Origin of the sequence: Novosphingobium sp. PhB55 (assembly GCF_004368805.1) — a bacterium.
GTDB lineage: Bacteria > Pseudomonadota > Alphaproteobacteria > Sphingomonadales > Sphingomonadaceae > Novosphingobium.
Genome location: NZ_SODQ01000001.1, coordinates 706,537 through 719,772, shown reverse-complemented (window position 1 = coordinate 719,772; position 13,236 = coordinate 706,537). Strand labels below are relative to the sequence as shown.

The 13,236-nt window shown below is 64.4% G+C and carries 11 protein-coding genes; 3 read left to right on the top strand and 8 right to left on the bottom strand.

Annotated elements, in window-relative coordinates; genetic code table 11:
- Positions 1–63: 63 nt before the first annotated feature.
- On the top strand, positions 64–1,899 hold the full coding sequence (locus tag EDF57_RS03420) for a M2 family metallopeptidase (protein ID WP_132263236.1): 1,836 nt from the start codon (positions 64–66) through the stop codon (positions 1,897–1,899).
- Positions 1,900–2,080: 181 nt separating this feature from the next.
- Here EDF57_RS03420 and EDF57_RS03415 read toward each other — a convergent pair whose 3' ends face one another.
- The 7 genes from EDF57_RS03415 to EDF57_RS03385 all read right to left on the bottom strand — a co-directional run bounded on the left by EDF57_RS03415 (position 2,081) and on the right by EDF57_RS03385 (position 9,683).
- The gene (locus EDF57_RS03415; protein WP_134093076.1) at positions 2,081–4,867 is read right to left on the bottom strand and encodes a TonB-dependent receptor; all 2,787 of its coding nucleotides are present in this window, start codon (positions 4,865–4,867) and stop codon (positions 2,081–2,083) included.
- A gap of 399 nt (positions 4,868–5,266) precedes the next feature.
- On the bottom strand, positions 5,267–6,697 hold the full coding sequence (locus tag EDF57_RS03410; RefSeq protein ID WP_132263232.1) for an AMP nucleosidase: 1,431 nt from the start codon (positions 6,695–6,697) through the stop codon (positions 5,267–5,269).
- 82 nt (positions 6,698–6,779) lie between these two features.
- A complete protein-coding gene (locus tag EDF57_RS03405) occupies positions 6,780–7,280 on the bottom strand; it encodes a GNAT family N-acetyltransferase (protein WP_134093075.1) in 501 nt (166 codons plus the stop codon).
- A gap of 88 nt (positions 7,281–7,368) precedes the next feature.
- The gene (gene rplI / locus EDF57_RS03400) at positions 7,369–7,965 is read right to left on the bottom strand and encodes a 50S ribosomal protein L9 (RefSeq protein WP_132263229.1); all 597 of its coding nucleotides are present in this window, start codon (positions 7,963–7,965) and stop codon (positions 7,369–7,371) included.
- Between the two features lie 14 nt (positions 7,966–7,979).
- The gene (gene rpsR / locus EDF57_RS03395; protein ID WP_021232952.1) at positions 7,980–8,204 is read right to left on the bottom strand and encodes a 30S ribosomal protein S18; all 225 of its coding nucleotides are present in this window, start codon (positions 8,202–8,204) and stop codon (positions 7,980–7,982) included.
- A 5-nt stretch (positions 8,205–8,209) separates the two neighbouring features.
- Positions 8,210–8,572 (bottom strand): 30S ribosomal protein S6, encoded by a 363-nt coding sequence (rpsF, locus tag EDF57_RS03390; protein WP_132263227.1) that lies wholly within the window; start codon positions 8,570–8,572, stop codon positions 8,210–8,212.
- 289 nt (positions 8,573–8,861) lie between these two features.
- A complete protein-coding gene (locus EDF57_RS03385) occupies positions 8,862–9,683 on the bottom strand; it encodes a flagellin (protein ID WP_132263226.1) in 822 nt (273 codons plus the stop codon).
- A gap of 223 nt (positions 9,684–9,906) precedes the next feature.
- Between EDF57_RS03385 and EDF57_RS03380 the strand changes: the two genes are divergently transcribed.
- Entirely contained in the window at positions 9,907–10,851 is a 945-nt protein-coding gene (locus EDF57_RS03380) for a DUF808 domain-containing protein (protein ID WP_134093269.1), read from the top strand.
- 58 nt (positions 10,852–10,909) lie between these two features.
- Here EDF57_RS03380 and EDF57_RS03375 read toward each other — a convergent pair whose 3' ends face one another.
- On the bottom strand, positions 10,910–12,322 hold the full coding sequence (locus EDF57_RS03375; protein ID WP_134093074.1) for a Mur ligase family protein: 1,413 nt from the start codon (positions 12,320–12,322) through the stop codon (positions 10,910–10,912).
- Positions 12,323–12,375: 53 nt separating this feature from the next.
- Here EDF57_RS03375 and EDF57_RS03370 point away from each other — a divergent pair, with 53 nt between their 5' ends.
- Entirely contained in the window at positions 12,376–13,203 is an 828-nt protein-coding gene (locus tag EDF57_RS03370) for an LD-carboxypeptidase (protein ID WP_134093073.1), read from the top strand.
- Positions 13,204–13,236: the final 33 nt, after the last annotated feature.

The following is a 13,236-nucleotide window of genomic DNA, read 5'->3' as shown; positions in this document are numbered from 1 at the left end:
TTGATCTGACGCAGCGGGCGACTAGTCTCCCGCGCCATCAGAGAGAAAAATGAGGCAAACCCCATGAAATTCGCATCCACTGCGCTCGCCGCGCTTGCGGCCGGGCTTTCGTTCGGCATTGCCGCGCCGGCCTTCGCCGAAGACGCGCCGGCTTATCCGGAAACCGCGCAAGGCGCCGCGCAGTTCATTGCCGCCGCCGAGAAGGACCTGTTCGATTTCTCGGTCGACAATGCCCGCGTCAACTGGGTGAACTACACCTATCTCACTGACGACACCGATGCCCTGGCGGCGCAGTCCAACGGGCTCCTGACCGAGAAGCAAGTCGCCTATGCCGTGGAAGCCGCGAAGTTTTCCAAGCTGCCCGGTCTCGACGCCGACGTCTCGCGCAAGCTGGGCATCCTGCGCCAGGGCATCGTCCTGCCGGCGCCGACCACGCCGGGCGCGGCGGCGCAGTTGAGCGAGATCAGCACGCGGCTTGCCTCCACTTATGGCAAGGGCCGCGGCACGCTGGACGGCAAGGAAATCAACGGCTCGGATATCGAGGCGGAGATGGGCAACCTCACGCACACGCCTGCCGAGTTCGCCGAGATGTGGACGACCTGGCACGACAATGTCGGCAAGCCGATGAAGGGCGACTACGTCAAGATGGTCGGCATCGCCAACCAGGGTGCCAAGGAACTCGGCTATGCCGACGTCGGTGCCATGTGGCGTTCGGGCTACGACATGAGCCCCGAGCAGTTCTCCGCCGAAACGCAGCGCCTGTGGGAAGAAGTGAAGCCGCTCTATCTCGCGCTGCATACGTACGTCCGCCATAAGCTGAACGAGAAGTACGGCGATGCCGTGCAGCCCAAGACCGGACCGATCCGCGCCGACCTGCTGGGCAACATGTGGGCGCAGGAGTGGGGCACGATCTACCCGCTGGTCGCGCCGAAGGGTGCCGGCGATCTCGGCTACGACATCGGCGATCTGCTGAAGGCGCAGGGGCGCACGCCGATCGACATGGTCAAGGCGGGTGAGGGCTTCTACTCGTCGCTCGGCTTTGCGGCGCTGCCCGAGACCTTCTGGAAGCGCTCGATGATCGTGAAGCCCGCCGACCGCGAGGTGATCTGCCACGCCTCGGCCTGGGACGTGGACAACAAGGACGACGTGCGCATCAAGATGTGCACCAAGGTGGATTCGACCGACTTCGTGACCATTCACCACGAACTCGGCCACAACTACTACCAGCGCGCCTACAACAAGCAGCCGTTCCTCTACCTCAACGGCGCCAACGACGGCTTCCACGAGGCCATCGGTGATTTCATCGCGCTGTCGATCACGCCGCAGTACCTCGTGCAGATCGGCCTGCTCGACAAGGCCAAGGTGCCCAGCGCCGACAAGGACATCGGCCTCCTGCTGCGCCAGGCGATGGACAAAGTGGCGTTCCTGCCCTTCGGCCTGCTGATCGACCGCTATCGCTGGGGCATCTTCGACGGTTCGATCCAGCCCGCCGACTATAACAAGGCCTGGACCAAGATGCGGCTGGACTACCAGGGCGTTACCCCGCCCGCCGCACGCAGCGACGACGGTTTCGATGCCGGCGCGAAGTTCCATGTTCCCGGCAACACGCCTTACACGCGCTACTTCCTCGCCCGCATCCTGCAGTTCCAGTTCTACCAGGCGGCGTGCAAGCAGGCCGGCTGGAAAGGGCCGCTGCACCGTTGCAGCTTCTACGGCGACAAGAAGGTCGGCGCGAACCTGAACAAGATGCTGGAAATGGGCATGTCGAAGCCCTGGCCGGAAGCGCTCAAGGCTTTCACCGGCACCCCGCAGATGAGTGCCAAGCCGATGCTCGACTACTTCGCGCCGCTGAAGAAGTGGCTCGACGAGCAGAACAAGGGCGAGAAGCAGGGCTGGTGACGCCTGCGCCCGCGCGATCGAGGACGGCTTGAGGTGGCCCTGGATTGCCGCGGGCCTTCGGCCCTCGCAATGACGAGGTTGGGGAAGATACCTTGAATTGAAAAAGGGGAGCCGGTTTGCACCGGCTCCCCTTTTTGTTTGCGCGGCGAGGGGTGATCGCCCCCTGTCCGTCCTTGGACGCTTAGAAGTCCACCGTGATGCCGGTGAAGAACGTGCGGCCGTAGACGTCATACGTCGTCGGGTAAGTGTTGGCCTGTTCCTGGTTGTCGCCGAGGATCGGCGGCTTTCTATTGAACATGTTGTTCATGCCGATATTCCAGGTGAAGCGCTTGGCCACGTCGATCTGCGCGGTGAGATCGAAGTAGTCGTAGGCCTTGATCCGCTCGACGCTGTAAGTGGTCGAGCCGTCGTCGTCCTTGACCGGCGAGAGGTGACGCCAGGCGAGCGAGAGCGTCTTGCCCTCGGTCGACCAGGTCGCGCGGCCGTTGAGGCGCCACTTGGCGTAGACATTGCCGCAGAGCAGGCCGAATTTGCCGGCGCATTCCACGGTGAGGTCCGACAGGGCGGCGATCGGCTTGAACGTGAAGTTCATCAGGCGCGTGCCGCTGAAGCGCAGGGTCAGCTTGCTGGAATCGTGCACGCCGAATGCCAGCGGAACCGCATACTGCATGTCGAAGTCGATGCCGTCGGTCTTCACGCCGCCCGAGTTGGACAGGTTGTCTGCCGCGCCGGTGATCGTGTAGCTGTTGGCGTCACGCGGCAGCATCGAGCAATAGCTGGTGTCGTAAGGCGTCCAGCCGTTCGCGGCGGTGCCATAGCAGGCCGAGATGATGTTCGAGGTGCCGGCGGCGGTGATGTAGTTGTCGATCTTGATGTGGTAATAATCGACGGTCAGCGACAGGCCCGGGATGAAGCGGGGCTGGATCATCGTGCCGAAGGTCCAGGTGTTCGCCGTTTCTTCACGCAGCGAAGTGTTGCCGCCGTTGTAGCTGTCGATCTGCGAATCGCCGCCGTTGTATTCGGTGCCGATCAGGTTCGCCGGAATGCCTGCCGAAACGCAGCTGGCGTTGAGGTTGGCATTCGAGAGCGCTGCCGTCGTCGCGCAGGGGTCAGTGGCCTGCTCGAAGTTCTGGGCGTTGCCGCTGTAGAGGTCGTTGACCGTGGGTGCCCGCACCGCGCGCGAGAACTGGCCGCGCAGGCTGACGTCCTTGATCGGTGCCCAGACGAGGCCGCCAGAGAACGTGCCGACCGACTTGGCCGCCGTCGAATAGTACGAATAGCGTGCGGCGCCGTTGAATTCGAGGCGGTCGATGAAGGGCTTGTCGGCGATCAGGGGCACGTTGAACTCGGCGAAGAGTTCCTTGACGTTGTAGCCGCCCGAAATCGGTTCCGAACCGTTGAAGCCGATCACGTCACCCGAAGCGAGGGCTTCGTCGGGATCGAAGCTGCCGTGCTCGCTGCGATACTCGCCGCCGATCGCCAGGCCGGCCGGACCGGCGCCGAGATCGAACAGGTTGTTGTTGGTGATCGCGCCGCTGACGACCTTCTCGGTGATGGTCGAGCGATTCACCGTGTCGATCGAGATGAAGTCGGCCGCTTCCTGGCTGATGTTGCCGGCGCCGAAGATGTTCAGCGGGACGCAGCCATTGCTGGTGTCCGAGCAGACGAGATTGCCGTCGGCATCGTACGTGGTGCGCAGGGCCTGCTGGACGCGGCTGGCCGAGACGTTGCCGTACTGGTGCTCGACCTGCTTCGTGCGCGAATAGCTGAAGTAGGCGTCGTAGCTCCAGTTGCCCGAAATCTCGCCGCGCGCGCCGATCAGGCCGCGATAGGCCTTGCTGTCGAGGTTGGAGATGCGGTTGCCCACTTCGGACAGGCGGCGATAGACCGATGCCGAGGTGTAGCCGTCGCCGTCGGTGTCGTAGCTGCCCAGCAGCGACTGGGTATCGGCCGACAGGAACGAGGAATCGGTGTCGAGCGAGAACGTGCCGGTCAGCGGGGTCGGCGCGAGCTGGTTCTTCACGCGGTTGTGGATGTACTGGCCTTCGCCGTAGATCGTCAGGTGGTCGCTGACGTCGAAGTGGGCCTGGGCCGAGAACAGGGCGCGCTTCTGCGGGACCTGGAGGTAGTTCTCCGAGGCGTAGTTATAGGCATCGGCCGAAGTGTAGGCAGAGGTGCTGCCGTCCTGGCCGAACTTGTAGTTGCTGCCGTCAAGCGCGATACGGCCGGCCGGGATCGAGCTGGAACCGCCGCCGGTCAGGCCGCCTTCGCCGTCATCGGTCTGCGCGATCGAGGTGTAGCTGCGGGCGGACTGCAGGATCGACTTGCGGCGCATGTAGTCGCCGTAGATCGTGATGTTGCCGCGGCCTTCGGCGAAGTTCTTGCCGACGAGAAGCCCGCCATTGTACTGGGCGCCGTCGCCATCGCCGGTCAGGCGGTAGTTGGCGTTGGCCTGCACGCCTTCGAAATCCTGCTTGGTGATGAAGTTCACCACGCCGGTCACGGCGTCGGAGCCATAGACCGCGGACTTGCCGCCGGTCACCACGTCCACGCGCTCGATCAGCGCGGTCGGGATCGTGTTGAGGTCGACGATCTGGTTGGTGTCATAGGACACGTAGCGATGGCCGTTGACGAGCACCAGCGTGCGCGCGGCGCCCAGGCCGCGCAAGTCGGCCGTGGCGACGCCGCCGCCCGGATTGTTCGATGCGGCCGTCGCGCCCGGCAGGATCTGTGGCAGGTCCTTGAGGATGTTCTCGACGTTGACCTGGCCGGTCAGCGCAATTTCCTTGGCGGAAACGGCCATGATCGGCGCGGCCTGTTCCAGGTTCGGATTGGACAGGCGCGAGCCGGTGACGACGATGGCGCCGCCTTCGGGCTCGGCATCGGCGGAGGCTTGGGCATGCGCCACGGTGGGCAAGCCCATCAGCAGGGTGGACGCCAGCAGCAGGCGCTTCATCTCGGATGTCATTCGGTACTCCCTTTGCAGTTTCCGGCGCGGGATTTGCCGCAGGCCGGAACCAGATCAGGGGGTGTGCTCCCAAGATGAACTATCTGTCATCATGTAATAATAGTTCAAATATATTGTTGGATCGCCGAGTTGTAGATGAGCAACTATTATTTCAACCGCTGATACATCTATGTAAAAATAGCGCGAAATTTTGAAACAAACGCGTTACATGGAATAACTTGTTGATGGCTCTTGTTTTAATAATATTATTATCATGCGCTGGAGTTTGGTATCACAAGATTGCTGAATTCGTTGGTCGATGCAATGGATCATTCTGATCGTTCGCCGGGAAACTCTGAAACAAAACGGGCGCCGCTCCTTTCGGAACGGCGCCCGCCGGATGTCTCGCTGCGTCGCGGCTTAGCGGAACGGCGGCTCGTTGAAGGCGCGCAGCTTGCGGGAATGGAGTTTCTCACCCTCGGCGCGCAGCAGGTCGCAGGCGTGGAGACCGATCTTGAGGTGGCTGGCGATGGCCTCCTCGTAGAAGCGGTTGGCCTGGCCCGGTAGCTTGAGTTCGCCGTGGATCGGCTTGTCGGACACGCAGAGCAGGGTGCCGTAGGGCACGCGGAAGCGATAGCCCTGGGCGCTGATCGTGGCGCTTTCCATGTCGATGCCGATGGCGCGGCTGAGGCTGAAGCGGTGGGCGGATTCGGTATAGCGCAGTTCCCAGTTGCGATCGTCGGTGGTGACGACGGTGCCGGTGCGCATCCGCTTCTTGAGATTGGCGCCGCCTTCGCCGCTGACGGCTTCGGCCGCCGAGGCCAGAGCCTGCTGCACTTCGGCGATCGCGGGAAGCGGGATTTCCGGCGGAAGCACCGGATCGAGGACGTGGTCGTCGCGCAGATAGGCATGGGCGAGCACGTAGTCGCCGATGCGCTGCCCTTCGCGCAGGCCGCCGCAGTGGCCGATCATCAGCCAGACCTCGGGGCGGATCACCGCGAGGTGATCGGTGATGGTCTTGGCGTTCGAGGGGCCGACGCCGATGTTGACGAGCGTGATGCCCGACTTGTCCGGCCGGATCAGGTGGTAGGCCGGCATCTGGTGGCGGCGCCAGGCCGTATCGGACAGACGCTCGCGCGCATTGTCCACCGGCGTGTCGAGGTAGAGGCCGCCGGCGCCCGACAGCGCGGTGTAGCCGTCCGACCCAATCTGCTTGCCGGCCCAGTCCACGAACTCGTCCACGTAGCGGTGGTAGTTGGTGAAGAGGATATAGCGCTGGCAATGCTCGACGCTGGTGCCGGTGTAGTGCTGCAGGCGCGCCAGGCTGAAGTCGGTGCGCAGGCCATCGAAGAGGGCCAGCGGCAGCGGCTCGTCGGAGCCCTGGCGGAAGACGCCGTCGGCGATTTCGTCACCGATCATGGCCAGTTCGGTGGTCGGGAAATGCGCGGCCAGTTCCTGCGGGGTGACGCTGCCCATGCCGACGCCGTCGAGGACGTAGGGGAAGGGGATTTCCTGCGTCGAGCGGCCGACCTCGATCTCCACCTCGTAATCCTCGTGGAGCAGCGCGAGCTGTTCCGTCAGGTAGTCCGCGAAAAGACGCGGCTTGGTGATCGTGGTGACGTAGACCCCGCTTTCGTTCAGGCGGCCGAAGGATCGGCTGTAGAACGTGCCGCGCTCGATGCCGGCATAAGTGATGCGCAGCTCGGGATAAGACCAGGCGCGCGTCTCGCGGCGGTCGAGCGGGGGCGGGGTGCCGTTTTCGATGAAGGCGGAAATGTCTGCGCGCAGGGTGCTGACGGCAGTTTCGTATACGCGGACCAGTTCCGCGAGGGTGTTTTCTATCGTTTCCATCGCCCACTCTTACGCGATTCGTATTGCAGTGCAATAGTCGCGGGCGAGGATGGCTGAACCCTGCGGGCGCCAGGCGCGGTGATTACAGCGGCCGCATCAGATAAGTCACGGTCTTGCCGTTCTCCAGCAGCGCCTCGCCAACGGGTTCGAAGCCGAGGGCGCGATGGAAGGCTTCGCTGGCGGGATTGGGCGGATCGGAATTGACCTCGCAGACCGCCCGGTCGTGACCGGCCGCGCGGGCCTCATCGAACAAATGGGCATAGAGCTTGCGGGCAAGGCCGCGTCCCCGCGCCTGGGGAGCGGTGACGACGCGGTCGATATAGACGAAGCGCGGATACTTCGCGCGGAACCACTGGAAGTTGGCGCTGTCGTAATCGGCGTCCTGATCGAAAGCGATCAGGGCTGCGTCCAGTCGCCCGATCCGCGCCGCCACGAAAGCGCGCTCCACCAGCATGTCCATGCGGGCCTCGTCGGCGAGCGAGAGTTCCACGGCATGGCTGTTGTTGAGCGCCAGCAGTGCGGCGCGCAGATCCGCGTCGGCCGCGTAGTCGTGCCGAAGCTCGGCCGGGATGTCGGTGATCATGGTCTGTTTCCTGCAAAAAGAGAAAGGCCCCCGCTCCGGTTGGAGCGAGGGCCCTGAATCTCTTCGGTCGTTACCGCGAAAAGGAAGCTCAGGCTTCTTCTTCGGTCTCGGCAACTTCCTCTTCGACCGCGATTTCGCCGGGTTCGGCGTTCGGGTCGTAGGCTTCGGTGAAGCCCGAGACGTCCTGTTCGAACATCGCGGCCATCACGTCCACGCCCTGCGACTGCAGGTCGGCTTCGTCGGGCGAACGGGCAACGTTCACCTTGACGTTCACCGAGACTTCGGGGTGCAGGTTAACGCGAACGTCGAACACGCCGATGGTCTTGATCGGGCGTTCGAGCACGATCATCTGCTTGCTGACTTCGGCGCCCTGCTCGTTGAGAGCGTCGACGATGTCACGCACCGAAACCGAACCGTAGAGCTGGCCCGAGTTCGACGAAGCGCGGATCAGGACGACCTGCTTGCCTTCGACGTTACCCGAGTGCGCTTCGGCCGAGGTACGGCGTTCGGCGTTTTCGGATTCGATCTTCGCGCGGTTGGCTTCGAAGACCTTCTTGTTCTTCTCGTTGGCGCGCAGGGCCTTCTTGTTGGGAAGAAGGTAGTTGCGGGCGTAACCGTCCTTGACGGAAACGACATCGCCGATGGCGCCGAGCTTTTCGACGCGTTCGAGGAGGATGATGTCCATGGGGCTAGCCCTCCTTACTTGACGATGTAGGGCAGCAGGCCGATGTGCCGGGCGCGCTTGATCGCCTGGCTCAGCTCACGCTGCTTCTTTGCGGAAACCGCGGTGATGCGGCTGGGAACGATCTTGCCACGCTCGGACATGAAGCCCTGAAGCAGACGCACGTCCTTGTAGTCGATGGCCGGAGCGTTCTTGCCCGAGAACGGGCAGGACTTGCGGCGGCGGAAGAATGCACGTGCCATGGAAATCAGTTCCCTTCACGTTCACGACGGCGAGTACGCTCGCGGTCGCTCTTGCGCATCATGACCGACGGACCGGCTTCGTGTTCGTCGACACGAATGGTCACGTAACGAATGACGTCTTCGTTGATCTGCGTCTGGCGCTCGAGCTCGGCGACGACGTCGCCCGAAGCTTCGATGTTCAGCATCACGAAGTGCGCCTTGCGGTTGCGCTTGATCTTGTAGGCGAGATTCTTGAGGCCCCAGGTCTCGGTCTTGGTGACCTTGCCCTGGTTCGACTCGACGATCTCGGTAGCGGTGGTGGCAAGCGCGTCGACTTGCGCCTGGCTGAGGTCCTGGCGTGCCAGGAACACGTGCTCATATAGAGCCACGGCAGCTTCCTTTTCTCTAGTCTAACCGATCGCTGGCTTGTCCGCGGGATTGCGGGGCCCCTCCGGCTTTCTTCCCTCCCGTCCGGCATGTCGCACGAGACGGAAGGCGGCCCCTTAGCGGATCTGGCGCGGAACGCAAGACAAAGCTGCATTCCCGGCGGCCGGGAAACGTTCCTAACCGCAATCAGGCCTCGGGCGCAACCGGGCGGCAGGCGATCCCCGCGCATGGCAAGACGGCGGACCTTGCGGCCCGCCGTCTGCTTGCGACCCTTCCCGGGCTAGTCTTGCGTCAGCGCAGCAGGCTCATGACGTTCTGCTGGGCCTGGTTGGCCTGGGCCAGCATGGCGGTCGAGGCCTGGCTGAGGATCTGCGCCTTGGCCATCTGCGTGGTTTCGGTGGAATAGTCGGCATCCTCGATCCGCGACTTCGCATCGGACAAGTTGGTGACGTTGTTGGTCAGGTTGTTGATCGCCGATTCGAGGCGGTTCTGCCCGGCGCCGAGCGAGGCGCGGTTGGCGTTGACGTCCGCCAGGGCGTCGTCGACGTTGTCGAGCGTGGCGGAGGCGGCCGTGCTGGTCGAGACATCGAGCGCCGAGGCGGTGAGGTTGGCGCCGTCGATCACCTTGGAGGTCAGCGTAACGGTTTCACCCGAGTTCGCGCCGGTCTGGATGTCGAAGGTGACGTCGCTGCCGGTCGTGGCGAAGAGGTTGTTGCCGTTGAACTTGGTCTGCGAAAGGACGTCGCCGATCTGGTCGGTGAGCGCCGTGACTTCCTGCTGCATCGCGTCGCGGTCGCTGTCCTGATAGGTGCTGGAAGCCGACTGGATCGCCAGTTCGCGCACCCGCTGCAGCATGTTCGACACTTCGGAAAGCGCGCCGTCGGCGGTCTGGGCGAGCGAGATGCCGTCGTTGGCATTGCGGATGCCCTGGCTCATGCCGCGAACCTGCGCGGTCATCGAGGTGGAGATGGCGAGGCCGGCGGCGTCGTCCTTCGCGGAGTTGATGCGCTTGCCGGTGGAGAGGCGCTCCATGGCGGTGCCCAGCATCTTGTTGGCGGAGTTGGAAGCGTTTGCGGCGCGCAGGGCGCTGATATTGGTATTGATGACGGACATCGTAAATCCCCGGATTGTCAGGCGGTTGGCAGGTGGCGGAAGCTATCTTCCGTTCGAAGCTGAGAACGGATGCCGGGTTGCGGAGTTAAGGGCAGGGCGGCGATTTCGTGAGCGTTCCGGTCGCAAGTCGCTTGGGACTCACGACTTTGTCCGCTTTCGCTTGATCGCGGGTGGTTTCCCCCGCATGGCTGCTGCCACCATTCAACAGGGGATATTCTTCAAGATGGCTTCCGGCCTCGTTGCTCTTCTCGATGACGTTGCGGTGATCGCCCGCGCCGCCGCAGCCTCGCTCGACGACGTGGGACTGGGCGTCGCCAAGGCCGGGAGCAAGGCGGCGGGCGTCGTGATCGACGATGCGGCGGTGACGCCGGGCTACGTCACCGACTTCACGCCCGAGCGCGAATTGCCGATCATCTGGAAGATCACCAAGGGCAGCTTGCGCAACAAGCTGTTCATCCTGCTGCCGATCGCGCTGCTGCTCAGCGCGTTCCTGCCCTGGCTGATCACGCCGATCCTGATGCTGGGCGGCAGCTATCTGGCGTTCGAAGGGGCCGAGAAGATCCTGGAGAAGTTCGGCGGCGCCCATCACGGCGAGACGCTGGAGGCCCCCGTCACCGACGTGGCCGCTTTCGAGCAGGCGCGGGTTTCGGGCGCGATCCGCACCGACCTGATCCTCTCGGCGGAGATCATGGCGATCGCCCTTTCCGAAGTGGCCGACAGTTCGCTTCTCACCCGCGCGGTGGCCCTGGCGCTGGTGGGCATTCTCATCACCGCGGGCGTTTACGGCGCTGTCGCGCTGATCGTGAAGATGGACGATATCGGCCTGCATCTCGCCAAGAAGCAGGGCAAGGGCACGCAGGCTTTCGGGCGCATGCTGGTGAACGGCATGCCGAAAGTGCTGACGGTGCTGGCCTCGGTCGGCACACTGGCGATGCTCTGGGTTGGCGGCGGGATCATCCTGCACGGGCTGGAAGAGCTGGGCGTTCCCGCGCCCGCGCATGTGGCGCACCAGTTCCAGCACTGGCTGGCCGTGCTGGGCGGCCCGGTCGGCGGCGTGCTCGGCTGGCTGGGCTATGCCGCGGCGTCGGCCGTGGTGGGCCTGGCGCTGGGCGCGGTGATCGCGGCGATCGTGCACTTCATCGCCAAGGCGCGCGGCGGGGCGCATTGATCGGCTGAAGCCAAATTCTGGATAGCCGTCGTCCCGGATCAAGTCCGGTGACGACGTTTCAGAGCCTCGCCAGCAAGTCCTTCGCGAACACCGTCAGGGTATCGTCGCGCGCGCCCATGACCACCACGCGGTCGCCGGGTTTGGCGATTTCGGCGATGCGAGCGGCGCAGTCTTCGCGGGAGGGCACGTACTCGGCCTTTCCGCCATCGGCCTCGATCAGGCGCACGATGCGTTCGCTGCCTTCGGAGCGGTCCACGGTGCCGCCGAAGTAGACCGGGTCGCACAGGATCGTCATATCGTCCGGCCCCAGCCTGGTTGCCAGAACTTGCGCCAGTTCATGGCCCATCTGCTTGAGCGGGCCATAGCCGTGGGGCTGGAAGAACGCGATCACGCGCCCCGGATGGGCCTTGAGCGTTGCCAGCGTGGCGGAAACCTTGTCCGGGTTGTGGCCGAAGTCGTCGATCACCGTCACGCCCGAGGGAGAGGTGCCGACGATGTCGAACCGCCGGGCCAGACCCACGAAGCTGCCGAGCCCTGCAACCGCATCGGCCACGGATACCCCGGCCGCGTTGGCGGCGGCTATGGCGGCCAGCGCGTTGTAGAGATTGTGGCGCCCCGGCACCCTGAGTACGAGCGCGTGCGAAGATCCGTCGCGGCGATCGAGGACGGTGGCGGTCAGCGAAGTCGGGCCTTCGACTACTTCGGTCGCGCCGATCTGCGCGTCCGGTGAGGTGATTCCAAACGTCACCAGCGCCCTTGCATGCGGGGCGAGGGCGGCGGTCTCCGCGTCGTCGAGATTGATCGCGGAAACGTCCGCGCGGCCCAGGAAATCCCCGAAGAGCTGGCGCAGTTCCTCAAGACTCTTGTGGTCCAGACTGACATTGCCCAGCACCGCCACCCTGGGGCGATAAAGCGCGATGGAGCCGTCGCTCTCGTCCACTTCCGACACGAAGACCTCGCCCTGACCGACGCGGGCGCTGGCGAAGGGCGCGTCAGGGCTGGCGAAGTTCTTCATCACCGCGCCGTTCATGATCGTGGGGTCGCGGCCCGCATGAGTCATGATCCAGCCGGTCATGCCGGTGACAGTGGACTTGCCCGATGTGCCGCCTATCGCCACGCCGAAAGGAGCGGCGTTGAACAGCGTCGCCAGAAGTTCGGCGCGGCTCATGCGCGGGCAGCCGAATTCCTTGGCGCGGACCACTTCGGGCACGGTGTCTTCCACGGCCGCCGAAGCCACCAGCGTCTGCTCCGCGCCGGTGATCCCGCTGCCGTCCTGCGGGTGCAGGTCGAAGCCGAGGCTCTCCAGCCAGGCGAACTTCTCCGGCGTGCGGCCCTGGTCGCGGCTACGGTCCGAGCCGGCGACTTGCGCGCCGTGGCCCTTGAGGATCAGCGCGAGCGGCAACATGCCCGATCCGCCGATGCCGCAGAAGAACCAGGGATGTGAAGTGAGTTCGTGATGCGCGGAAGTCATGACGCTTCGGTATGCGGCCTTGTTCGTCCTGACAACCTCGATAGGAAGGTGCCATGACCCGTATCGCAGTTTGTGCACCGTCCACCCCGATCACCCGCGAGGATGCGGAGGCCGTCACCGCGCTTGCCGCCGCCGAGTTCCCTGATGTGGAGCTGGCGATCCACGACCAGTGCTTCGAGGTGGAGGGCCACTTCGCCGGCAGCGATGCGCGGCGGATCGCGGCGCTGGTGGAATGCGCGAACGATCCCTCGGTGGACGCGGTGTGGTTCGCCCGCGGCGGCTATGGGGCCTGCCGCATCGCCGAAGCGGCCATCGCGAAGTTCACGCACGATGCGCAGGGCAAGACGTTCCTCGGCTATTCCGATGCCGGCTATCTGCTCGGCGGCCTCTACCGGGCGCGGATCGGCAAGCCCGTTCATGGCCCGATGCTGGCCGACATCCGGCGCGAGGGCGGCGCGGAGGCGGTGCGCCGCGCGCTCCGCTGGCTGACCGGCGATACCTCGGGCCTGGAGCCGACCGGAGACGATCATCCGCGCGTCGCCTTCAACCTGATGACGCTGGCGATGCTCTGCGGCACCCCGCTGATGCCGGGGCTCGCCAAGCATGTCGTGCTGGTGGAAGAGGTGTCGGAGTATCTCTACGCGGTGGACCGCCTGTTCTTCCACCTGACTGCGCATCTCGGCGGGGTGGCGGGATTGCGGCTTGGCCGGGTCAGCGACGTGCCCGAAAACGACCGTCCGTTCGGCGTCGAGGCCGAGGAGATCGTGCGTCACTGGTGCACGCACCATTCGATCCCCTACCTTGGCCGCGCGGATATCGGCCACGATGCGGCGAACCGTATCGTGCCCTTCGGGCTTGCAGAGCGGCCCCAAGGTCAATAACGCGCCGCGCCACACAAGAATTTTAAAAATCGG

Excerpts from the sequence above, each read along its gene's own strand:
- EDF57_RS03370 (WP_134093073.1), top strand. The coding sequence starts at position 12,376 with ATGACCCGTATCGCAGTTTGTGCACCGTCCACCCCGATCACCCGCGAG.
- EDF57_RS03405 (WP_134093075.1), bottom strand. The coding sequence starts at position 7,280 with ATGATCACCGACATCCCGGCCGAGCTTCGGCACGACTACGCGGCCGAC.
- rplI (WP_132263229.1), bottom strand. The coding sequence starts at position 7,965 with ATGGACATCATCCTCCTCGAACGCGTCGAAAAGCTCGGCGCCATCGGC.
- EDF57_RS03420 (WP_132263236.1), top strand. The coding sequence starts at position 64 with ATGAAATTCGCATCCACTGCGCTCGCCGCGCTTGCGGCCGGGCTTTCG.
- EDF57_RS03410 (WP_132263232.1), bottom strand. The coding sequence starts at position 6,697 with ATGGAAACGATAGAAAACACCCTCGCGGAACTGGTCCGCGTATACGAA.
- EDF57_RS03380 (WP_134093269.1), top strand. The coding sequence starts at position 9,907 with ATGGCTTCCGGCCTCGTTGCTCTTCTCGATGACGTTGCGGTGATCGCC.
- EDF57_RS03375 (WP_134093074.1), bottom strand. The coding sequence starts at position 12,322 with ATGACTTCCGCGCATCACGAACTCACTTCACATCCCTGGTTCTTCTGC.
- EDF57_RS03385 (WP_132263226.1), bottom strand. The coding sequence starts at position 9,683 with ATGTCCGTCATCAATACCAATATCAGCGCCCTGCGCGCCGCAAACGCT.
- EDF57_RS03415 (WP_134093076.1), bottom strand. The coding sequence starts at position 4,867 with ATGACATCCGAGATGAAGCGCCTGCTGCTGGCGTCCACCCTGCTGATG.
- rpsR (WP_021232952.1), bottom strand. The coding sequence starts at position 8,204 with ATGGCACGTGCATTCTTCCGCCGCCGCAAGTCCTGCCCGTTCTCGGGC.